The 21,631-nt window shown below is 70.7% G+C and carries 20 protein-coding genes; 8 read left to right on the top strand and 12 right to left on the bottom strand.

The genetic code is table 11. The annotated features are described in order from the left end of the window. Positions 1–1,146 carry a sensor histidine kinase gene (locus ABEU20_RS00270; RefSeq protein ID WP_420163106.1) on the bottom strand — a complete coding sequence of 382 codons (1,146 nt, stop codon included), beginning with the start codon at positions 1,144–1,146 and terminating at the stop codon, positions 1–3. Between the two features lie 205 nt (positions 1,147–1,351). Here ABEU20_RS00270 and ABEU20_RS00265 point away from each other — a divergent pair, with 205 nt between their 5' ends. The 3 genes from ABEU20_RS00265 to ABEU20_RS00255 are packed head-to-tail and all read left to right on the top strand — an operon-like array spanning position 1,352 to position 3,876. Further along, positions 1,352–1,960 (top strand): hypothetical protein, encoded by a 609-nt coding sequence (locus ABEU20_RS00265; protein ID WP_420162422.1) that lies wholly within the window; start codon positions 1,352–1,354, stop codon positions 1,958–1,960. After that, positions 1,957–3,306, top strand: a complete 1,350-nt coding sequence (locus ABEU20_RS00260) for an alpha/beta-hydrolase family protein (RefSeq protein ID WP_420162421.1) — start codon at positions 1,957–1,959, stop codon at positions 3,304–3,306. The genes ABEU20_RS00265 and ABEU20_RS00260 overlap by 4 nt, the downstream gene beginning before the upstream one ends. 45 nt (positions 3,307–3,351) lie before the next feature. Then, complete coding sequence (locus ABEU20_RS00255) at positions 3,352–3,876, top strand: mycothiol transferase (protein ID WP_420162420.1); 525 nt, start codon at positions 3,352–3,354, stop codon at positions 3,874–3,876. A gap of 88 nt (positions 3,877–3,964) precedes the next feature. Here ABEU20_RS00255 and gatA read toward each other — a convergent pair whose 3' ends face one another. Both gatA and gatC read right to left on the bottom strand, forming a co-directional pair. Beyond that, positions 3,965–5,449 (bottom strand): Asp-tRNA(Asn)/Glu-tRNA(Gln) amidotransferase subunit GatA, encoded by a 1,485-nt coding sequence (gene gatA, locus ABEU20_RS00250; RefSeq protein WP_420162419.1) that lies wholly within the window; start codon positions 5,447–5,449, stop codon positions 3,965–3,967. After that, the gene (gene gatC, locus ABEU20_RS00245; protein WP_225021965.1) at positions 5,446–5,745 is read right to left on the bottom strand and encodes an Asp-tRNA(Asn)/Glu-tRNA(Gln) amidotransferase subunit GatC; all 300 of its coding nucleotides are present in this window, start codon (positions 5,743–5,745) and stop codon (positions 5,446–5,448) included. The genes gatA and gatC overlap by 4 nt, the downstream gene beginning before the upstream one ends. A gap of 186 nt (positions 5,746–5,931) precedes the next feature. Here gatC and ABEU20_RS00240 point away from each other — a divergent pair, with 186 nt between their 5' ends. Further along, the gene (locus tag ABEU20_RS00240) at positions 5,932–6,582 is read left to right on the top strand and encodes an ACT domain-containing protein (protein WP_420163105.1); all 651 of its coding nucleotides are present in this window, start codon (positions 5,932–5,934) and stop codon (positions 6,580–6,582) included. Positions 6,583–6,592: 10 nt separating this feature from the next. Here the strand turns inward: ABEU20_RS00240 and ABEU20_RS00235 are convergent, their stop codons facing one another. From ABEU20_RS00235 to ABEU20_RS00205, 7 genes are all read right to left on the bottom strand, one after another. Continuing rightward, on the bottom strand, positions 6,593–7,081 hold the full coding sequence (locus tag ABEU20_RS00235) for a GNAT family N-acetyltransferase (protein ID WP_420162418.1): 489 nt from the start codon (positions 7,079–7,081) through the stop codon (positions 6,593–6,595). A gap of 344 nt (positions 7,082–7,425) precedes the next feature. Further along, on the bottom strand, positions 7,426–9,486 hold the full coding sequence (gene ligA, locus ABEU20_RS00230; RefSeq protein WP_420163104.1) for an NAD-dependent DNA ligase LigA: 2,061 nt from the start codon (positions 9,484–9,486) through the stop codon (positions 7,426–7,428). Between the two features lie 98 nt (positions 9,487–9,584). Then, complete coding sequence (locus ABEU20_RS00225) at positions 9,585–10,616, bottom strand: methionine synthase (RefSeq protein WP_420162417.1); 1,032 nt, start codon at positions 10,614–10,616, stop codon at positions 9,585–9,587. Further along, positions 10,613–11,701: a tRNA 2-thiouridine(34) synthase MnmA gene (mnmA, locus tag ABEU20_RS00220; protein ID WP_420162416.1), complete on the bottom strand. Its 1,089-nt coding sequence runs from the start codon at positions 11,699–11,701 to the stop codon at positions 10,613–10,615. Before mnmA ends, ABEU20_RS00225 begins: the two co-directional genes overlap by 4 nt. Next, positions 11,702–12,919, bottom strand: a complete 1,218-nt coding sequence (locus ABEU20_RS00215) for a cysteine desulfurase family protein (RefSeq protein ID WP_420162415.1) — start codon at positions 12,917–12,919, stop codon at positions 11,702–11,704. A 54-nt stretch (positions 12,920–12,973) separates the two neighbouring features. Further along, positions 12,974–13,771: a lysophospholipid acyltransferase family protein gene (locus ABEU20_RS00210; RefSeq protein WP_420162414.1), complete on the bottom strand. Its 798-nt coding sequence runs from the start codon at positions 13,769–13,771 to the stop codon at positions 12,974–12,976. Between the two features lie 41 nt (positions 13,772–13,812). Continuing rightward, positions 13,813–14,628 carry a GNAT family N-acetyltransferase gene (locus ABEU20_RS00205; protein ID WP_420162413.1) on the bottom strand — a complete coding sequence of 272 codons (816 nt, stop codon included), beginning with the start codon at positions 14,626–14,628 and terminating at the stop codon, positions 13,813–13,815. 219 nt (positions 14,629–14,847) lie between these two features. Here ABEU20_RS00205 and ABEU20_RS00200 point away from each other — a divergent pair, with 219 nt between their 5' ends. Continuing rightward, entirely contained in the window at positions 14,848–15,804 is a 957-nt protein-coding gene (locus ABEU20_RS00200) for a hypothetical protein (RefSeq protein ID WP_420162412.1), read from the top strand. 141 nt (positions 15,805–15,945) lie between these two features. On the opposite strand, the gene ABEU20_RS00195 is transcribed toward ABEU20_RS00200, so the two are convergent. Next, on the bottom strand, positions 15,946–16,902 hold the full coding sequence (locus ABEU20_RS00195) for an electron transfer flavoprotein subunit alpha/FixB family protein (RefSeq protein WP_420162411.1): 957 nt from the start codon (positions 16,900–16,902) through the stop codon (positions 15,946–15,948). A 45-nt stretch (positions 16,903–16,947) separates the two neighbouring features. Beyond that, complete coding sequence (locus ABEU20_RS00190) at positions 16,948–17,748, bottom strand: electron transfer flavoprotein subunit beta/FixA family protein (protein WP_420162410.1); 801 nt, start codon at positions 17,746–17,748, stop codon at positions 16,948–16,950. A 240-nt stretch (positions 17,749–17,988) separates the two neighbouring features. On the opposite strand from ABEU20_RS00190, the gene ABEU20_RS00185 reads away from it, so the two are divergent. The 3 genes from ABEU20_RS00185 to ABEU20_RS00175 are packed head-to-tail and all read left to right on the top strand — an operon-like array spanning position 17,989 to position 21,628. Continuing rightward, positions 17,989–18,804: a class I SAM-dependent methyltransferase gene (locus ABEU20_RS00185; protein ID WP_420162409.1), complete on the top strand. Its 816-nt coding sequence runs from the start codon at positions 17,989–17,991 to the stop codon at positions 18,802–18,804. Between the two features lie 41 nt (positions 18,805–18,845). Continuing rightward, positions 18,846–20,384, top strand: a complete 1,539-nt coding sequence (locus ABEU20_RS00180; protein WP_420163103.1) for a 1,4-alpha-glucan branching protein domain-containing protein — start codon at positions 18,846–18,848, stop codon at positions 20,382–20,384. Further along, the gene (locus ABEU20_RS00175; protein WP_420162408.1) at positions 20,384–21,628 is read left to right on the top strand and encodes a glycosyltransferase family 4 protein; all 1,245 of its coding nucleotides are present in this window, start codon (positions 20,384–20,386) and stop codon (positions 21,626–21,628) included. The genes ABEU20_RS00180 and ABEU20_RS00175 overlap by 1 nt, the downstream gene beginning before the upstream one ends. Positions 21,629–21,631 lie beyond the last annotated feature (3 nt).

Below are 21,631 nucleotides of genomic sequence, written 5' to 3'. Positions count from 1 at the left end.
CTAGGCGAGCGGGGTGTTCGGGATGTGCGCCCTGACCTCGAATCCGCCGTCGTCGCGCACCAGGGTGTCGAGGGTGCCGCCCATCGCGGCCGCGCGCTCGCGCATGCCGGCGATGCCGCTCCCGCCCGACGACTCCGGTCGCGGCGAGGCCCCCGAGAAGGCGAGCGCGGGCCCGTTGACCACCAGCAGCGAGGTGACGGCCGGACCGTAGTCGAGGGACACCGTCACGTGCGCGCCGGGACAGTGCCGGGCCGCGTTGGAGAGCGACTCCTGCAGCACGCGGTACACCGTCAGTCCGGCCATCTCCGACAGCGCCGACCGATCACCGCTCACGTTCCACGACAGCGGGATACCTGCCCGGCGGGTGCCCTCGAGCAACTCCTGGACCTGTCCGACGCCGGGCTGCGGAGCCCGCTCGGTCGTCTCGGCGTCGCTGCGCAGCACGCCCAGCAGACCGCGGATCTCGTTGAGCGCCTCCCGCGCGGTGGCGCCGATGGACTCGAACTCCGCCCGCGCCTCGTCCGACACCGAGGAAATCCGGTACGGCGCGCTCTGCGCCTGCACGACGACCATCGACATGTGGTGTGCCACGACGTCGTGCAGGTCGCGAGCGATGCGCGCCTTCTCCTCGAGGATCGCCCGCCGTGCGCGTTCGAGTTCACCGGCCTCCTCCTCGGCGGCGAGCTGTCGGCGCGAGAGCACCAGCCAGCGGACGAGCAGACCGAAGACGACCAGCGCGCTCAGTCCCACCGCCCAGCCGATGCCGTCGTCGCCCGGCGCGTTCGCGAAGAACAGCAACGCCGTCGAGATCCACGCCACGACGACGGTCGGCGGCCCGGCGACCAGGCTCACCGCCAGCAGCAGCGTCATGATCACGATGATGTGCACGACCTGCCACGGGTAGACGTAGCCCGAGTCCGGGACGAGGTCGAACACCCACGGGATCACGAGCGCCGACACCGCCGAGACCGCCCATCCGAGAGCCGGATTGGCCCGGACGAGGATGAACGGCCACGCCGCGAGAGCCGCGATGATCGGCTGCATCGGATACGACACCTGATGCGTGAGGTGCAGCGTCGGCCACGCCACCGCGTAGAGGATCACGGTGACGAGACCGATGAGGATGTTCACCCCGTGCCCATGCATCCGATTCGTCGCGCCACGGACCACTCGCTTCCCACTCACGGCTCCGACTCTAGGAACTCGGGTCTCGTCCGGCGTCATACCTGAGAGTGAGATCGCCGTGGTTCCGCGGTATCAGGAAACCTCACCGGTCCCGCCGGGGACCCGGTCGCGATCCGCACTTCGGGGTGATGTCGCAGCGCAAGGCCGATTTCTAGCGTCGTTCGGTATGCGAACCAGAATGTGGGCCGGCGCGGTCCTGGCCGCCACCTCGATCGTGACCGCGACGTCGTACGCCCCGGCAGCCGACGCGGACACCCTGCGGGAGGACGCCGTCGCCGCGCGGGCGGTGACCGCGCTGACGGCCGACGTCCGGTCACCGGATGCCGTGCCGCACGACTTCGCGGCGGTCATGGGCTACCGGCCCTCCGTGGAGGAGGGGATGCTCGTCAATCCGGACGGAGCGTGCTCGTCACCGGTTCCGCTGCCGGCCGAGTTCGACACGGCGTGCAAGGCGCACGACTTCGGCTACGACCTGTTGCGGTACGCCCACGTCGGCGGCGGTGACCTGGGGCCGTGGGCGCGCAGCGGGATCGACGCCCAGCTGGACCGGCGCCTGCACGACGCGTGCGACGAGCGAACCCGGGACCGGGCACAGTGTTTCGTGATGGCCGACACCGCCGCGACCGCCGTCGGATGGAACTCGCGGCGACAGGGGTACGGCGCACCCGTCGACGAGCCCTGGATCCGCTACACGCTCGGTGGCGCGCTCGGTGTCGCCGGAGTGCTGCTCACCGCGTTCGTGATCCGCCGCGTCCGGATCGGGGGTGCGGCATGAGCGTCGTCAGCACCTCCCGCGCCGCCGTCACGAGCTCCCTCGCGCTCCCCCGCGTCGCCACGACGCTGGCCCTGACCGGTGGCGCCGTCACATCCCTCGCCCCGTCGCTGCTGCCCCGCGGGCCGGTCGTACAGGGCGTGCTGACCGGGATCCTGGTGGCCCTCTGCTGGGGCGTGGCGACGGTCGCGCGCCGACTGCGGTCCGGCGCGCCGACGCCGCACCGGGACGCCCGGGCCGTCGCACTCGTCCTGGCGGGCGTCGCGCTCGTCTGGTCGGTTGCGACCGCGAACCACTGGCAGAACGCGGTGCGGGCCGCGATGAGCGCACCGCCGATCGGGGCCGGGCACTGGGCCGAGGCGACGGCGTGGGCCGGCGCCACGTGCCTCGCACTGTACGCGATCGCCCGAGGAATCAGCAGTGCCGCGCGACGTCTCGGCCTGCTGCGCGTCGTCGCACTGACCATCGTGGCCGGTACCGTCCTGATCGCCGGTGCCGCTCCCGCGGCGGCCGACGTTGCGACGCAACACTTCCGGAGCACCAGCGCGCGGATCGACCCGACGCTGGGATCGGGCGATCCGCAGTCACTCGTCCCGTGGTCGACTCTGGGCGCAGAGGGCCGCCGATTCGTCGCCGGCGCGTCGGATCCGCGCGGTGTGCGGACGTACGTCGGCCTCGACTCGGCTCCGGACACGGCGGCGCGGGCGCGCCTGGCGGTCGCCGAACTGGATCGCGCGGGTGGCCTGCACCGTTCGCACGTGGTGATCGCCGTCCCCACCGGGTCCGGATGGATCGACGGCGAAGCCGCGCGGGGCCTCGAACGCCGCTTCGCCGGAGACGTCGCGATCGTCGGTATGCAGTACTCGTACGCGCCGAGCTGGGCCACGTTCGTCTTCGGCCGGGCCGACGCGGAAGCGTCCGCCCGGGCACTGTTCGCCGCGGTGTCGGACCGGATCGCCGAGTTGCCCGCCGCCGAGCGCCCGGCCCTTCACGTGTACGGCCAGAGCCTGGGCTCGGTCGGCGGCAGCGCGATCTTCGGCAGCACCGCCGATCAGCGCGCGCGGACGTGCAGCGTGGTGTGGGCCGGACCTCCGGCCGGCGCGGTCCGCAGCGACGGTGCGACCGTCCTCGCCAACAGTTCCGATCCCGTCGTGTGGTGGTCCCCCGCCCTGCTGACGCAGGCCCCCGACCTCTCCACCGCCCGCACCGACGCCCCTGTCCCGCAATGGCTTCCCGTGATCAGCTTCGTCCAGACCGGAGTCGATCTCCTGTTCGCCCTGAATGCCCCGTCCGGGCACGGGCACCGCTACGGCGACGACCAGGGCCTGTCGATGCGCGACTGCGGCTGACCCCGATCCCCGGACACATCAGCCTCACCCACCTACCGTGGAGGCATGAGTACAACGGACACGGAAGCAGCGCGGGCGATCCTGCGGGACAACTTCGAACGGATCCGCGAACTCGTCGTCGGCATCACCGACGGGCTGACCACCGAGATGTCCGACTATCGCCCCGGCCCACAGGCGAACTCGATCGCGTGGCTGATCTGGCACCTCACCCGCGTCCAGGACGACCACGTGAGCGACGCCGCGGACGTCGACCAGGCGTGGACGTCACGCGGCTGGCAGGAGCGGTTCGGCTTTCCGTTCCCGGCCTCCGACATCGGGTACGGCCACGACAGCGCCGACGTCGGGAAGGTCCACGCAGACGCGCAGCTACTCGCCGACTACCACGGCGACGTGCACCTGGCGACGCTCGAGTACCTCGACGAACTGACCACCGACGAACTCGACCGGGTCGTGGACCGGCGGTGGGATCCGCCCGTGACCGTGTCCGTGCGGCTGGTCAGCGTGATCGGGGACTGTCTGCAGCACCTGGGACAGGCCGCGTACGTGCGGGGGTTGTTCGAGGCGGGCTGATCTCGCGTTGCCGCCCCGAAAGCCCGTTCCGCCTCACACGCCGACAGCCCGGATCCGATGTGGATCCGGGCTGTCGTGGTGGAGCGGGTTACGCGACGGGCGACGCGATCGGCCCGCGGGCCGCCTCGTAGGCCGCGCCGACGCGGTACAGGCGCTCGTCGGCCAGGGCCGGCGCCATGATCTGCAGACCGACGGGCAGGCCGTCGTCCGCCGACACCCCCGACGGCACCGACATCGCGCAGTGGCCGGCCAGGTTGGTCGGCAGCGTGCACAGGTCGGACAGGTACATCGCCAGCGGATCGTCGACCTTCTCGCCGAGCTTCCACGGCGTGAACGGGCTCGTCGGCGACACCAGCACGTCGACCTTCTCGTACGCGGCGTCGAAGTCGCGGGCGATCAGCGTGCGGACCTTGAGCGCCGAACCGTAGTAGGCGTCGTAGTAGCCGGACGACAGCGCGTAGGTGCCGATCATGATGCGGCGCTTGACTTCCTTGCCGAAGCCGGCGGCGCGGGTGGCGGCCATGACCTGCTCCGCGCTCATGTTGCCGTCGTCGACGCGCAGGCCGTAGCGCATGGCGTCGAAGCGGGCGAGGTTCGAGGACACCTCACTCGGCAGAATCAGGTAGTACGCGGCCAGCGCGTGCAGGAAGTTGGGGCACGACACCTCGACGACCTCGGCACCGAGCGCCGTCAACTGCTCGACGGCGGCGTCGAACGACGCGATGACTCCGGACTGGTAGCTGTCGGAGTGCAGTTCCTTGACGACGCCGACCCGCACGCCCTTCAGGTCACCGGTGGCACCCTGACGGGCGGCCTCGACGACCGGACGGACCGGCTCGTTCACCGACGTCGAGTCGCGCGGGTCGTACCCGGCGACGACCTCGTGCAGCAGTGCGGTGTCGAGGACCGTGCGGCCACACGGGCCACCCTGGTCGAGCGACGACGCGCACGCGACCAGACCGAAGCGCGAGACGGTGCCGTACGTGGGCTTGGTGCCGACGGTCGCGGTGACCGCGGCCGGCTGGCGGATCGAGCCACCGGTGTCGGTGCCGATCGCCAGCGGTGCCTGGTACGACGCGAGCGCGGCCGCGGACCCGCCGCCCGAGCCGCCCGGGATGCGCGTGGTGTCCCACGGGTTCCGGGTGGGTCCGTACGCGGAGTTCTCGGTGGACGAGCCCATCGCGAACTCGTCCATGTTGGTCTTGCCGAGGATCGGGATGCCCGCCTCGCGCAGCTTGGTCGTCAGTGTCGCGTCGTACGGCGACACCCAGTTCTCGAGGATCTTCGACGCGCACGTGGTGGGCATGTCGGTGGTCGTGAAGACGTCCTTGAGCGCGATCGGCACACCCGCGAGGGCCGACACCGGCTTGTCGCCGGCGGCGATCGCGGAGTCGACCTCCTTGGCCGCGACGAGCGCCTGCTCGCCCGCGACGTGCAGAAACGCGTGCAGCTCGCCGTCGACCTGGGCGATCCGGTCCAGGTGGGCCTGCGTGGCCTCCACCGACGAGACCTCGCGCGAATGGATCTTCGACGCCAGCTCGGAGGCGTCGAGACGGATCAGATCGGTGCTCATTCGCCCTCTCCCAGGATCTGCGGAACGGCGAACCGGTCCTCTTCGACGGCCGGTGCGCCGGACAGCGCCTGCTCGGGCGTCAGGCCCGGAACGATGACGTCGGGCCGGGTCACGTTGACGACGGGGTTGGGGTTCGCCGTGGGCGGGACATCATCTGCCGCGACCTCGGACACCGCCTTCACATGGCTGAGAATCGAATCCAGCTGACCGGCGAACTCGTCGAGTTCCGCGTCGGTCAGGGCAAGCCGGGACAGCCGGGCGAGGTGGGCGACCTCGTCACGGGAGATGGCAGGCACCTTCGGTGACCCCTTTCAGGTCGGAGTGAACGTTCCCACCAGCCTAGAGCGTGACCGTCGCGGGCCGTGCAGCCCGTCACCCGAGCAGCAGCACGACCGGGGTGAAAGGATGGAGGAGGCGGGGGCTCACACCGTGTCCCTATCTCGGTGTCGAAGCCAGACTTCGATCGAATGGAAAGGCCGCACGTGTCGTACCTGCTGCGAGTCCAGCTGCCCGATCGTCCCGGCAGCCTCGGCGCTCTCGCCGTCGCGCTCGGCTCGGTCGGCGCGGACATCCTCTCCCTCGACGTCGTCGAGAGGGGCTCGGGATTCGCCGTCGACGATCTCGTGGTGGACGTCGCGAGCGGCTCGCTGCCCGACACACTCATCACCGCGGCCGAGCACCTTCCCGACGTCCGGGTCGACTCGATCCGCCCGTACGCCGGAATCCTCGACACGCATCGCGAACTCGAACTCATCGACAACGTCGCGGCGGCACATTCCGACCGGCTGCAGGTCCTCGTCGACGGCGCGCCGCGCGTGCTGCGGGTCGGCTGGTCGACGGTGATGGACCTCGGTCCGCACGGCGCGTTCCGCGTCGTCGGCAGCCCCGGTGCCCCCGAGACCCACGCCGGCGACGCCCCGTGGATGCCGCTCGCGAAGGCGACCGTCCTCGACGGCCAGGCCGACTGGGTTCCGCAGTCGTGGCGCGACATGGACACCACCCTCGCCGCGGCCCCACTCGGACACAGCGGGAAGGTTCTCGTGCTGGGCCGCCCCGGCGGACCCGAGTTCCGCCCGTCCGAGGTGGCCCGGCTGGGCTACCTCGCGGGCATCGTCGCGACGGTCCTGGGCTGAGGCTGCGCCGCTAGACCAGTTCGCGCACGAGTGCGGTGAGCTCCATACCGGGCACCGGCTCCCAGTTGCGCTCGGGCGCGGGCACGAAGCCGTTCCGGTCGTAGATCCGGCGGGCGTCGACCATGTCGGCCTGCGTCGAGATGACGACGGCGCGGTCGCCGCGGTCGTAGGCGACGTCCAGGACGTGCCGGACGAGGGCCGAGCCGACGCCCTTGCCCCGCGCGGACGGCGCCACCGCCAGCATGCGGAACTCGAGCTCGCCCTGCTCGGCGACATCCGCGAACTGCGATTCGGGTGCGGCGATCGTGACCGATCCGACGATCTCGTCGCCCACGACAGCGACGACGACGTCGGCGTGCTCGGCCCGGGCCGCGGTGTCGCGCAGACGTTCCGCGTACATGTCGGACCCCGATACGAAACCGCCGTCGATGTAGACATCGGCGGTCAGGGTGCCGACGGCGTCGTAGTCGGCGGGAGTAGCGCTCCGGATATCGATCATGGGCGTCACTATGTCAGCCACTCCCCTCCGTCAGAAAACCGATTCAGATGCCCCGAGCGGCGGAAATGAGACGCCCGCCACACTCGGACCACCCGGTCCGGAAAGGTGGCATCGCTGCTGCCGCCGCCTCCGCGAAGTGCGCCGTGCCACAACGGAACCGACTCCCACCAGGATCGATGGGCCGAGGCGAGCGGGGCCGACCGGCCCCCCGAACGTCCGTTCGCTCCGCCCGCCGGCAGCCCCACTCCAACGACACCACGTCGTAGAGTGGCATTCATCACGTAGACAACGTGCCCGATTCGGTGTGAATGTTCGTGTCGCGCTGCGCTTCTGCCACCGACGCGTCAGACGCCGTCGGGCCCGTGCTCGAGAAGACGACGGAAACCGGCCTCGTCCAGAATCGGCACGCCCAACTCCTCGGCCTTCGCGGCCTTGGATCCCGGAGCGTCCCCGATCACGACGAAGGCCGTCTTCTTCGACACCGATCCGGCCGCCTTGCCGCCACGGACCAGGATCGCTTCCTTCGCACCGTCGCGGGTGAAGCCCTCGAGCGAACCGGTGACCACGATCGACAGCCCCTCGAGGTTCCGCACGATCGATTCGTCGCGCTCGTCCTCCATCGTCACGCCCGCCGCACGCCACTTCTCGACGATGTCGCGGTGCCAGTCGACGGCGAACCAGGCCTCGACGGCGGCCGCGATGGTGCCACCGACGCCGTCGACCGCGGCGAGTTCGTCGACGCTCGCGCTCTCGATCCGCTCGAGGCTGCCGAACTCGCTCGCCAGCGCCCGGGCCGCGGTGGGTCCGACATGTCGGATCGACAGGGCGACCAGCACGCGCCACAGCGGCTGCTGCTTGGCCGACCCCAGATTGTCGAGCAGCCGTCGGCCGTTCGCGGACAGGTTACCGGCCTTGGTGCGGAACAGCGGCGCCTCGAGCAGATCGTCCTCGGTAAGTGAGAACAGGTCACCCTCGTCGCTGATCACACCCGCCTGCAGCAGCGCGGTGGCGGTCTCGTAGCCGAGCACCTCGATGTCGAACGCGCCGCGGCCCGCGACGTGGAACACCCTCTCCCGCAACTGCGCCGGGCACGAACGCTGGTTGGGGCAGCGGATGTCGGCATCGCCCTCCTTGGCGGGCGCGAGCGTGGTTCCGCACTCCGGGCACTCGGTCGGCATCACGAATTCGCGCTCGGTACCGTCGCGCACGTCGACGACCGGGCCGAGCACCTCGGGGATGACCTCGCCGGCCTTCCGGATCACCACGGTGTCGCCGATCAGCACACCCTTGCGCTTGACCTCGGACGCGTTGTGCAACGTCGCGAGCGACACCGTCGACCCCGCGACCAGCACCGGCTCCATGTACGCGAACGGGGTGACCCGTCCGGTGCGGCCGACGCTGACCTTGATGTCGAGCAGTTTGGTGGTGGCCTCCTCCGGCGGGTACTTGAACGCCACCGCCCAGCGGGGGGCGCGCGAGGTCGCACCGAGGCGGCGATGCAGCGCCATCTCGTCGACCTTCACGACCAGCCCGTCGATCTCGTGCTCGACGTCGTGCCGGTGCTCGTCCCAGTACTTCACCTTCTCGACGACGGCGTCGACGCCGACGACCCGCGAGGTGTGGGTGGAGACCGGCAGGCCCCACGCCGCGAGCGCGGTGTACGCCTCGTACTGTCCGGCGGGGTCGAAGCCTTCCGTGCGGCCCAGACCGTGACAGATCATGCCCAGCCGCCGGCGAGCGGTGACCGCCGGATTCTTCTGCCGCAGTGAACCCGCCGCCGAGTTCCGCGGATTCGCGAACGGCGCCTTGCCCTCCTCCACGAGGGACGCATTGAGGGCCGCGAAGTCCTCGAGCCGGAAGAACACCTCGCCGCGCACTTCCAGCAGCGCTGGAATGGGGTATTCGTCACTCGGCGTGAGGGTTTCGGGGATGTCCGAGATGGTGCGCGCGTTGAGCGTGACGTCCTCACCGGTGCGGCCGTCACCACGCGTCGCGGCGCGGACGAGTTTGCCGTTCTCGTAGACCAGATTCAGTGCGACGCCGTCGATCTTGACCTCGCACAGGTAGTGCAGGTCCGGTCCCGTCTCGCTCTCCACGCGGCCGGCCCAGGTGCGTAGTTCGTCGTAGTCGAAGACGTTGTCGAGGCTCAGCATTCGCTCGAGGTGGTCGGCGGCCTTGAACTCGGTGGCGAAGCCGCCGCCGACGAGTTGAGTCGGCGAATCGGGCGTCCGCAGATCCGGATGCCGTTCCTCGAGAGCGTTCAGTTCGCCGAACAACTGATCGAACTCGCCGTCGGAGACGATCGGCGAATCGAGCACGTAGTAGCGGAACTGGTGGTTGCGTACGACCTCGGCCAGCTCCTGCCAGCGCTCCCGATCCTCGGCGCTCGCGGGCACGACCTCCACGTCGGGCTGACTGGTCACGGAGGCGGGGGCTTCGTTCTGGTCCACCTGGGAAGGTTATCGCAGCCAGCCGACAAGTTTCGGCCGCCGAGAGCACCCCGTCAGCGGGTCTCGTCGGGGTCCGCCCCGTCCGCGAAAGCACGGGTCAGTTCGTTCGCCGACCGCAACGCGGAGCGCGCCCAGTCCAGGCTTGCGCCGGCCAGTCCGCACGCCGGGGTCACGGTGACGCGCGACGACAGCATCTCCCGCGAGAAGCCGAGGCGGTCGAACAGCCGGGTCGCCGGCTCGGCCAGCTCGCGCCAACCGGGCATGCGCTCGGGCGCGGCGGTGGGAACCAGACCCAGCGCGAGGTCGACGCCCGCGTCGAGCAGTTCGCCGATGCCGTCGAGATCGGGGGTCCGCACCGTGTCGACGTCGAACCCGACCATCGCGGCGCCGCTGCGGCGCAGCAGCCCCCACGGGACGTCGGACGCACAGCAGTGCACGAGGACGGGCGCGTCGATCCGCGCGATCGTCTGCTGCAGGACGTGGAGGGCCTCGGGCTCCGGCAGAGCGCGGGGGGTCTGCAGGATCGAGACGCCGGACAGCGAACCGGCGAGCACCGCGGCCAGGCCCGGCTCGTCGAGCTGGACCACGACCGGCGACCCGAGCCGTCGGGCGGCGTCGGCGGCGTGGTTCGCGATGCCCTCGGCGAGCGACTCGGCCATATCGCGCAGCGCGCCGGGATCGGTGAGGACGCGATGGCCGCCGTGCAGTTCGAGCTGCGACGCCAGGGTCAGCGGCCCGACGGCCTGCACCTTGACCGGCTGGTCGGTGCCGCGGCGTCCGGCCAGCTCCCAGGCCTCCTCGAGCGCGTCGAGGTCACGGGCCAGCAGGTCCCGGGCGGTGCGGGTGGCGGCGCCGACGCGCTGTGTGAGGCGGTACCCGGTGGTGGAGGTGTCGACCGGCATGTCGACGAGCAGTGCCCCGGCCCGGCCGATCATGTCGGCGCCGATGCCCCGCGCCGGCAACTCGACCAGATGCGGCAGCGCCGCGAGTTCACCGACGACGACCTCCGCCGCCGCACGCGGGTCGGTGCCGGGCCACGAGCCGACACCCGTCGCAACGCCGACGGGAACGCGGAGATCCGTCACGTCCGATCCGACGAGGTGCCGGCGATGGTGCCGCTGCCGATCACGATGTCGCCGGCGACGTCCGGCCGGTACAGCACCACGGCCTGTCCCTTCGCAACGCCCGTCAGCGGCTCGGACAACTGCACGACGATGCCGCCGTCGACTTCCTCGGCCACCGCCCGCGCTGTCCCGCCGTGCGCACGCACCTGCACGACGCACTCGACCGGACCGGCGGGTGCCTGCCCCGACGTCCAGATCGCGCGGTCGGCGGTGATGGTCCACACCTCGAGCCGCGCGGCCGAGCCGACCCGCACGGTGCCGGTCTCGGGCTCGATCGCCGTGACGTAACGGGGCTGACCGTCGGCGGCCGGACCCTGCACTCCGAGACCCTTGCGCTGGCCGATCGTGAACCCGTGAACGCCCTCGTGCTGCGCGAGCACCTCACCGGTGTCGGCGTCGACCACCGCGCCGGGACGGATCCCGATCTTCGCTCCGAGGAACGCCCGCGTGTCGCCGGACGGAATGAAGCAGATGTCGTGACTGTCGGGCTTGTTCGCGACTGCGAGCCCCCGCTCGGCCGCCTCGGCACGGATCCGGTCCTTGGGGGTATCGCCGACCGGGAACATCGCGCGCGACAGCTGCTCCTCGGTGAGCACCGCGAGCACGTACGACTGGTCCTTGTCGGCGTCCACCGCGCGGCGCAGCACGCCGTCCTCGAGACGCGCGTAGTGCCCGGTGGCGACGGCGTCGAAGCCCAGTGCGTACGCGCGGTCGGCGAGGGCCGCGAACTTGATCTTCTCGTTGCAGCGCAGGCACGGGTTGGGCGTCTCACCGGCGGCGTAGGACTCGACGAAGTCGTCGATCACGTCTTCCTTGAAACGATCCGCGAAATCCCAGACGTAGAACGGAATTCCGAGCACATCGGCGGCCCGCTTGGCATCGCCGGCGTCCTCTTTGGAGCAGCATCCGCGCGAACCCGTGCGCAGCGTGCCGGGTGCGGTCGACAGGGCGAGGTGCACGCCCACGACGTCGTGACCGGCCTCCACGGCGCGGGCCGCGGCCACCGCCGAGTCCACTCCGCCGCTCATCGCAGCCAGAACTCGCATCTAACGATTCCCTCCTCGAGCACCCGCACTCGCCAGTCCGGCGGCGCGGGCACGTTCGATCACCTGCGGCAGAGCGGACAGCAACGCCGCGACGTCCCGCTCGGTCGACGTGTGCCCCAACGAGAAACGGAGCGATCCGCGGGCGACGACGGGGTCGACGCCCATCGCGGTGAGCACGTGGCTGGCGCTCGCGACGCCGGCCGTGCAGGCCGACCCGGTGGAGCACTCGACGCCCGCGACGTCGAGCAGCATCAGCAGCGAATCACCTTCGCAGCCGGGAAAAGTGAAGTGGGCGTTCCCCGGGAGGCGGGCCGATCCGGTGGCGCCGTTGAGGATCGCGTCGGGCACGACACCGCGCACGCCCTCGATCAGACTGTCCCGCAACGCGATCAGCTCGGCGCTGCGCGACTCCATCTCGGACGTCGTGATTCGAACTGCGGAGGCGAGGCCCACGATCGACGCGGTGTCCTGAGTGCCGGAGCGCAGATCACGCTCGTGGCCGCCGCCGTGCGACAGCGGCACGCACGGCACCTGCCGGCCGAGCAGCAACGCGCCGACGCCCTGCGGACCGCCCAGCTTGTGACCGGCGATGCTGAGCGCCGAGAGTCCGCTGGCCGCGAAGTCGATCGGCAGATGCGCCGCGGCCTGGACGACGTCGGAGTGGATCGGGACGCCGTACTCGGACGCGATCGCGGCGATCTCGGCGACGGGGTTGATCGTGCCGATCTCGTTGTTGGCCCACATGACGGTGACGAGGGCCGTCTCCTCGGCGTGCAGCGCCAGTTCGGCCCGCACGACGTCGGGGTCGACAGCGCCGTCGGCATCGACGGGCAGCCACGTCACCTGAGCGCCCTCGTGCGCCACCAGCCATTCGACGGCGTCGAGCACGGCGTGATGCTCGACCGCGCTCGCGAGGATCCGGGTGCGCCGGGGATCGGCGTCCCGCCGCGCCCAGTAGATGCCCTTGACGGCGAGATTGTCGCTCTCGGTGCCGCCGGAGGTGAAGATCACCTCGGACGGACGGGCCCCGAGGCATGCCGCGATGGACTCGCGGGCCTCCTCGATGCGGCGTCGCGCCGACCGGCCCGATCCGTGTAACGACGAGGCATTACCCACCGTGGCGAAGACCTCGGTCATCGCCTCGATCGTGGCCGGATACATGGGTGTGGTCGCGGCGTGGTCGAGGTAGACCGCTGAGCTGGTGGCAGGCGAGATCATGACCCGACAAGGATAGCCCGTCGCCCGCAGTCACCGTCCGGCCGGAGACTGCAGTCACGCAGCGTGCGCGTGGTCCGGCTCGTCGAGCCGCGCCAGGAGCCGGTCGATCGTCGTCCGGGAGCCGTCCCGCACCTGTCGCGAGCAGCGGTCCGCGAGCTCGCGCCGATCGCTGCCGGGGTATTGCATCTCCCCCGCGGTCACCCGCACGCGCAGGCCCCGGGCCCGGAGGACGCGGCGCATCGACGCGCCGATCGTGTCGGCGCCGACGAACGCCGGCACCGTGGTGCCGTCGCCCGCGGCGTCGAGGTAGTCCACCGACAGCGGCAGTATCGGCCTCTGCGCGTCGATCGCCGACTGGAACAGTGCGGGACGGAAACGCCCGAACGCCCGACCACACCACGTGGTCCCCTCCGGAAAGGCGATCACCGTCTCCCCCGCGCGCAGGCGGTCCCGGACGGCGGCGACCGTGGCCGGCAGGCAGCGCAGTCGGTCGCGCTCGATCGTGATGACTCGCGCTCGCCTCGCGACCGCGCCGAGCAGCGGCCAGGACACCAGGTCGGCCCGGGCGACGAACCGGCCGGGCACGACCGCGGCGAGCACCAGCACGTCCAGCCACGACACGTGACCCGCCACCACCAATGTGCCGTGCGGGACCCGCAGGTCGGTATCTCCCTCGATTCGGATCCCGATGCCCCGCAGCGCGAACCGTGCCAGGCGCCGATGGCATCGTGCCCGGGTGGAGGCAGGGAGGGCGCGCAGCAGCGGGAACAGCACCATGCTCGACGCGGCGAGGACCAGCGCGGACCACCGAAGGCATGTCGTCGGCGCCGATACCCGACCGATCCCGCTCACGCAGAGCTCGCCGCACGGACTCGCCGGCGCCCAGGGGTGGCTCACGCCGCCGCCTCGAAGGTCGCGGCCGCTCGCTGCAACCGTTCGAGGTAGCGGGTGTCGGCGTCGTGCAGGCTCTGCAGCGCCACGAAATCCGCGACACCGAAGTCCGGGTCGTGTGCGGGCTCCCCGCAGATCTTTGCGCCCAGTCGTAGGTATCCACGCAGCAGCGGCGGCACCGACGGCCGCAGGGGTGCGGCGATGTCGTCGAGCGGTCGGCCGTCCACCCGCACCGGTCGCAGCGGCCGCACCCACGACGACGGGTCGGCGGCGTGCCGGCCCAGCAGAAAGTCCCGGACGCCACGCACGTTCGCGCCGGCGACGGCGTCGGGCCGGTCCTGCATCGGCACCGACACGCAGCCCATGACCGTGTCGTGGCCGGTGAGCTGCAGGTAGTGCAGGATTCCGGCCCACATGAGCGCGAGCACCGAACCGGAACGGTGCTCGGCGTCGACGCAGGCCCGTCCCATCTCGACCACGCGGCGGCCCGCGGGATCCAGTGCGGCCACATCGAACTCGGTGGCCGTGTAGTAGCCCCCGGCCGCGATCGCCGCGTCGGGTGGGAGCATCCGGTAGCAGCCGACGAATTCGTCGGTCGTGTTGTCGCGGACCAGCAGGTGGTCGCAGAAGTCGTCGAAGCGGTCGGCGTCCAGACGGTCGTCGGACACGGGGATCACGAAGCCGGGTTCGGAGGCGAACACCCGATAGCGCAGGCCCTGCGCGGCCAGGCGGTGCTCGCGATCGGAGGACACCAGGAGGGAGTAGCGCGAGGTCTCTCGCGGGGAACAGACGGTCTCGACAGTCGACGAAGTTGTCATGCCAGAGGTCTATCGAGCCGGTACGGCGACCAGGCGTCGGCGATGTGTCGCGTCGATGCAGCTTCGGTGAACGCGGCGCGCGCGCATTGACGCCCCGCGCGCCCGATCGCGCGCGCGGGAGGCAAGTCCGCGCGCGGCACGCCTGTGGAGAACTCGGGTTGTCCACAGATCGGTCTCGCGGCATCCCACCGGTGCCGTCCGACCACCACGATCGGAGTCATGGCCGAACCCACACCACATGCGCTGCGGCGCCGCGACGCGCTCGCCCGCGGCTACACGGACTCCGAGATCCGCACACTCTGCCGCAACGGTGGACTGCGCCGACTGCGGCCAGGCACGTACCTCCGCGACCGGACCGAACTCGATCCTCTGCAACGCCACGGGGAACTGATCCGCGCGACCCTGCCCGGAGTCAGCTCCGACGCCGTCGTCAGCCACCAGTCGGCCGCCGTCCTGCACGGCCTTCCGGTGTGGGGAATCCCACTCGATCGCGTCCATGTCACACGGGACAAGACCGGCGGCGGACGCCGCACCCGTCACCTCCACTCGCACAGTGCACCGCTTCCGGCTCCGGAAGTGGTCGTTCGCAACGGGATCCGGTTGACATCTCTCGCCCGCACCGTCGCTGACCTGTGCCGCACCGTGTCGTTCGAGGCATCCGTCGCCGTCGGTGATGCGGCCCTCCACACGGCCCTCGTCAGCCCCGAAGAGGTCACTGATGCAGCGGCGTACGCAGCGGGGCGCCCCGGATACCCCGCCGCCCTTCGTGCACTGAGTTTCCTGGACGGACGCAGCGAGAGCGTCGGCGAGTCACGCAGCCGAGTCGTCGTCGCGTCGCTCAACCTGCCGACTCCGGATCTACAGGCGTCGCTGCTCGACGTGGACGGTCTCCTGATGGGACGCGTCGATTTCCTGTTCGTCGAGGCGGGCGTGGTCGGCGAGTTCGACGGAAAGGTCAAGTACGGCAAGTACCTACGCGACGGCCAGGATCCGGGCGACGCGGTGTTCGCGGAAAAGCAGCGTGAGGATCGGATCCGCGACACCGGATGGGAGGTCGCCCGATGGACCTGGCGTGACCTCGACACCCCGCACGCGATCGGTGCCCGACTCCGCCGGGCGATGCAGCGGCACGCTGGTCGTCCTCGACCGCTCGGCGCCGTGATGCGCGCACATTGACGCCCCGCGCGCCCGATCGCGCGCGCGGGAGAACAATTCGCGCGCGGCGTCAACCCGAACCGGCGTGAACCCCAGGCGCGCAACGCAACGCCCCCGCCACCGGAAACGGTGACGGGGGCGTTGCGAGCGTGGAGCCGGGTGTCAGCCCTTGTGAGCCTTCACGGCCTCGGTGAGCTGCGGGGCGACGTTGAACAGGTCGCCCACGACGCCGAAGTCCGCGATCTCGAAGATCGGGGCCTCTTCGTCCTTGTTGACCGCAACGATGGTCTTCGAGGTCTGCATGCCGGCGCGGTGCTGGATGGCACCGGAGATGCCGAGCGCGATGTACAGCTGCGGCGAGACCGTCTTACCGGTCTGACCGACCTGGAACTGTCCCGGGTAGTAGCCGGAGTCGACCGCGGCACGCGAGGCGCCGACGGCGGCACCGAGCGAGTCGGCGAGCTCCTCGACGACCGAGAACTTGTCGGCCGAGCCGACGCCACGACCACCGGAGACGACGACGGACGCCTCGGTGAGCTCCGGACGGTCGCCACCGACGATGGGCTCACGGGAGACGACCTTGACGGCGCCCTCGTCCTGAGCCGGAACCTCGACGGTGACCTGCTCGCCGGCAGCAGCCTGCGGCTGGGCCTCGACGGCACCCGGACGGACCGAGATGACCGGGACCTCGCCGTTGGCCTTGGCGTCGACGGTGTAGGCGCCACCGAAGATCGAGTGGACGGCGCTGCCGTCGGACTTGACCTCGACGACGTCGGACAGCAGGCCGGAGCCGATGCGGGCCGCCAGGCGACCGGCAACTTCCTTGCCCTCGGTGCTGGCGGCGAGGATCACGGCGGCCGGGCCGGCGGTCTCGACCAGGCCGGCGAGGACGTCGACCTTCGGGGTCACCAGGTAACCGTCGATGTCGTCCGACTCGGCGACGTAGATCTTGGCGGCACCGGCGGCGGCCAGGGCCTCGGCCAGCTTCGCGGCGGTGCCGGCGGGACCGGCGACGACGGCGGCCGGCTCACCGAGAGCGCGGGCGGCGGTGATGAGCTCGAGGCTGACCTTCTTGAGTGCACCCTCGGCGTGCTCGACGAGCACGAGTACTTCTGCCATTGCTTACTTCTCCCTGTCTTGTCTGCTGGTCTCGAGGGGGCCGAATCAGATGATCTTCTGGCCCACGAGGTACGAGGCGATCTTGGTGCCGCCGTCGCCCTCGTCGGAAACGCGCTCGCCAGCGGTACGCGGGGGCTTGGGGGTGGAGCCGGTGACCGTGGTGCCGGCGTTCGCCACACCGACGGTCTCGGGGTCGACACCCAGGTCGGCCAGGGTGAGGACCTGAACTTCCTTCTTCTTCGCGGCCATGATGCCCTTGAAGGAGGGGAAGCGCGGCTCGTTGATCTTCTCGGTGACCGAGACGATGGCCGGCAGGCCGGCCTCGAGGCCGAAGACGCCCTCGTCGGTCTCACGCTCGCCGGTGACCTTGCCGCCCTCGACCGTCAGCTTGCGCAGCTGGGTGAGCTGCGGCAGGCCGAGGTACTCGGCGATGATGGCCGGGACCGCGCCGATACGGCCGTCGGTGGCCTCGTTGCCGGCGATGACGAGATCGGCGGCCTCGCCGTTCTCGAAGCTGATCTGGCCCAGAGCGGCAGCGAGCGTCCAGCCGGTCTGGACGGCGTCGGAGCCGTGCAGCGCCGGGTCGTTCACGTGAACGGCCTTGTCGGCGCCCATGGACAGCGCCTTGCGGATGGCATCGGTGGCGCGGTCGGGACCGGCGCACAGGACGATGACCTCGCCGCCGTCGCGCTCCTTGATGAGGAGGGCTTCCTCGACGGCGCGCTCGTTGATCTCGTCGAGCACGGCGTCGGCGGCCTCACGGTCGAGCGTGAAGTCGCCGTCGGACAGCTTGCGCTCGGACCACGTATCAGGGACCTGCTTGATCAAAACGACGATGTTCGTCATGGGTCTTCGTCGACCTCCTGTGTGTAGCCGGCTGATAGTCGCGAGAAACTCCGCGACATGCCGAGCTCTCGTAAGTAATTTCGTCGCACGTTGGCTGTGCGACAGATTACCTCACGCTAAGTTACCGGCGGGTAACTTAGGCGAAATCCGGTCTCACCATAACCGCCGAAGCGACCATTCGCGGCTGTGATGTGGACCACCCCGACAACTGTCCCCCGCGGTGCCACTAACCTCGCTGGGGTGAGCGAATCCACAGTCGGTTCCACAGCCGGGTCCCTCGACGCCGGGACGACTCCCCCCGACGACACCTCGACGCTGCCGTTGACAGGCGAGCGGACGGTGCCCGGAATCCCCGAGGAGAACTACTGGTTCCGTCGGCACGAGGTGGTCTACCGCGACCTCCTCCCCCGCTGCGCCGCGCGCCGGGTCCTCGAGGCCGGATCCGGAGAAGGCTACGGCGCCAACATGATTGCCGACGTCGCCTCGAAGGTCACGGGTGTCGACTACGACGTCTCGGCAGTCGAGCACGTGCGCGCCCGCTACCCGCGGGTGGAGATGCTGCACGGCAATCTCGCCGAGTTGCCCCTCGCTGACGGCTCCGTCGACACGGTCGTCAACTTCCAGGTGATCGAACACCTGTGGGACCAGGCGCAGTTCCTGCGCGAGTGCCACCGGGTACTGGCGCCGGGCGGCGAACTGCTCGTGAGCACCCCCAACCGAATCACGTTCTCCCCCGGGCGCGACACCCCACTCAACCCGTTCCATACACGCGAGCTGAACGCCGCCGAACTCACCGAACTTCTCGTCGAGGCCGGCTTCCGCGTCGAGGTCATGACCGGCGTGCACCACGGCGAGCGCCTGCGTGCGCTCGACGCCAAGCACGGCGGCTCGTTCATCGACGCCCAGATCGAGCGTGCCCTGGCCGGCGAACCGTGGCCGGAGGACCTCACGCGCGACGTCGCGGACATCGGCGTCGCCGACTTCGAGCTGCGTGAGGCCGACATCGACGCGAGCCTCGACCTCGTGGCGATCGCCATCAAGGACCCCGTGACGTGACCGCGGCTCAGGGGGAAACCGTGACATCACGCGAGCCGGGCATGTTCTGCCTGGTCCTGCACTCGCACCTGCCGTGGCTCGCCAACCACGGCCGCTGGCCGGTGGGCGAGGAGTGGCTGTACCAGTCGTGGGCAGCCACCTATCTGCCCGTGACGGCGGTACTGCGCCGCCTCGCCGCCGACGGGTACTCACGGATGCTGACGCTCGGCATCACCCCGGTGCTCGCGGCCCAGCTCGACGACCCGCACTGCCTCGACGGGATGCACCACTGGCTCGGCAACTGGCAGATCCGCGCACACGAGGCCGCGGGGATGCCGTCGGCGTCGCACCGGGAACTCGGCGCACGCGAGCACCGCGCCTCCGCAGCCGCGCTCGAGGACTTCGAAACACGTTGGCGCCACGGCGGTTCCGCCGTCCTGCGGGAGCTGATCGACGCCGAGGCGATCGAACTGCTCGGAGGCCCGCTCGCGCACCCGTTCCAGCCGCTGCTCGACGAGCGACTGCGCGCGTTCTCCCTCACCGAGGGCCTCGCCGACGCACGCGCCCGCTGGGGCCACACCCCGGCCGGGATCTGGGCGCCCGAGTGCGGCTACACGCCGGGCATGGAACGCGGCTACGCCGCCGCGGGCGTGTCGCACTTCATGGTCGACGGTCCCGCGCTGCGCGGCGACACGTCCGCCGGACGGCCCGTGTGGGACTCCGACGTCGTCGCGTTCGGCCGCGACCTCGAGGTGAGTTACCGCGTGTGGTCACCGAAGACCGGGTATCCCGGTCACGCGGCCTACCGGGACTTCCACACCTACGACCACGACACCGGGCTCAAACCGGCCCGCGTCACCGGGCGCTCGGTGCCGTCGGAGAAGAAGGCGCCGTACGACCCCGACCTGGCGGCGGCCGCCCTCGACAAGCACGTCGACGACTTCGTCGAGACCGTGCGACGACGGCTGCGCAGCGAATCCGAGCGCGTGGGCCGCGACGCCCTCGTCGTCGCTGCCTTCGACACCGAACTGTTCGGGCACTGGTGGTACGAGGGCCCGCAGTGGCTCGAGAAGGTGCTGCGCGCCCTCCCCGAGGCAGGTATTCGCGTCGGCACCCTCGCCGACGCCCGCGCCGCCGGCTACGTCGGCGAACCGGTGGAACTGCAGGACTCGTCGTGGGGGTCGGGCAAGGACTGGCGGGTGTGGGCCGGCGACCAGGTGCAGGACCTGGTCCAGCTCAACGCGGAGGTGGTGCAGACCGCGCTGGACACCATCGACAAGTCCCGCGACGCCAATCCGGGCAGACCGGAACTTCGCAATCGGGTCCACGACCAGATGTTGCGTGAGACGCTGATGGCGGTCTCCAGCGACTGGGCCTTCATGGTCAGCAAGGACTCGGCGGCCGGGTACGCCCGCGACCGAGCCCACAAGCACGCCCACGCGCTGCGGGAGATCGCCGACGCCGTCGCGTCCGGCCGCGACGACCTCGCACGACGTCTCGCGGACGGATGGAACGCCGCCGACGGCCTGTTCCCCGCACTCGACGCGCGACGCCTGCCCGGTCGCCGGACCGAAACAGCCGCATTCGCTGGGAGCGTGTGATGAAGATCCTCATCGTGTCGTGGGAGTACCCGCCGGTCGTCGTCGGTGGGTTGGGACGGCACGTCCACCATCTGGCGACGGAACTCGCCGCGGCCGGCCACGAGGTGGTCGTGCTGTCGCGGCGTCCGTCGGGCACCGACCCGTCGACGCATCCCACGGTCAGCGAGATCGCCGACGGCGTGCTCGTGGTCGCGGTCGCCGAGGACCCGCCGCACTTCATCTTCGGCGAGGACATGTTGGCGTGGACGCTCGCGATGGGCCACGCGATGGTCCGAGCCGGCGTCGCCCTGTCGAAGGACGGCATCGGCGAGGGCTGGCAGCCCGATGTCGTGCACGCCCACGACTGGCTGGTGGCGCATCCGGCGATCGCGCTGGCCGAGTTCTACGACGTCCCGCTGGTCTCGACGCTGCACGCGTCGGAGGCCGGACGGCACAGCGGCTGGATCTCGGGGCGGATCAACCGTCAGGTGCACTCGGTGGAGTGGTGGCTGGCCAACGAGTCCGACTCGATCATCACGTGCTCGGCGTCGATGCAGGACGAGGTCACCGAGCTGTACGGCCCCGAACTGCCACCGATCGCGGTGATCCGCAACGGCATCGATGTCACGACCTGGAGTTTCCGGCCGCGCGCGCCGCGCTCCGGTCCCGCGACCCTGCTCTACGTGGGACGGCTCGAGTACGAGAAGGGCGTGCAGGACGCGATCGCGGCGCTGTCGAAGATCCGGCGCAGCCATCCCGGTACGACGCTGGCCGTCGCCGGGGAGGGCACCCAGTTCGAGTGGCTGCAGCAGCAGGCTCGCACGCACCGGGTCGCGCGTTCGGTGACGTTCCTCGGCAACCTCGACCACGAGGAGCTGCTGGGCTGGCTGCACGGCGCCGACGCGATCGTGCTGCCCAGCCGGTACGAGCCGTTCGGAATCATCGCCCTCGAGGCCGCCGCCGCGGGTACCCCGTTGATCGCGTCCACCGCGGGCGGGCTCGGCGAGGCCGTCGTGGACGGCGTCACCGGCCTGTCGTTCGAGCCGGGTGACGTCGACGGACTCACCCGCGCGGCACGAGAGGTGCTCGACGACCCGGCGGCCGCACAGCAGCACGCGAGGGCCGCACGGGAGCGTCTCACCGCGGACTTCGACTGGCACAAGGTCGCCGAGGAGACCGTGCAGGTGTACGCCGCCGCCAAGCGACGGGTCCGGCATCCGCTGGCCCGCCCGCAGATCCCGGAGCGCCCGCTGCCCGGCCGGTAGCGG

The organism is Rhodococcus parequi (assembly GCF_046042785.1).
GTDB lineage: Bacteria > Actinomycetota > Actinomycetes > Mycobacteriales > Mycobacteriaceae > Prescottella > Prescottella parequi.
Note: the sequence above shows the minus strand (reverse complement) of the source record. Positions and strands in the feature narration are given on the sequence as shown.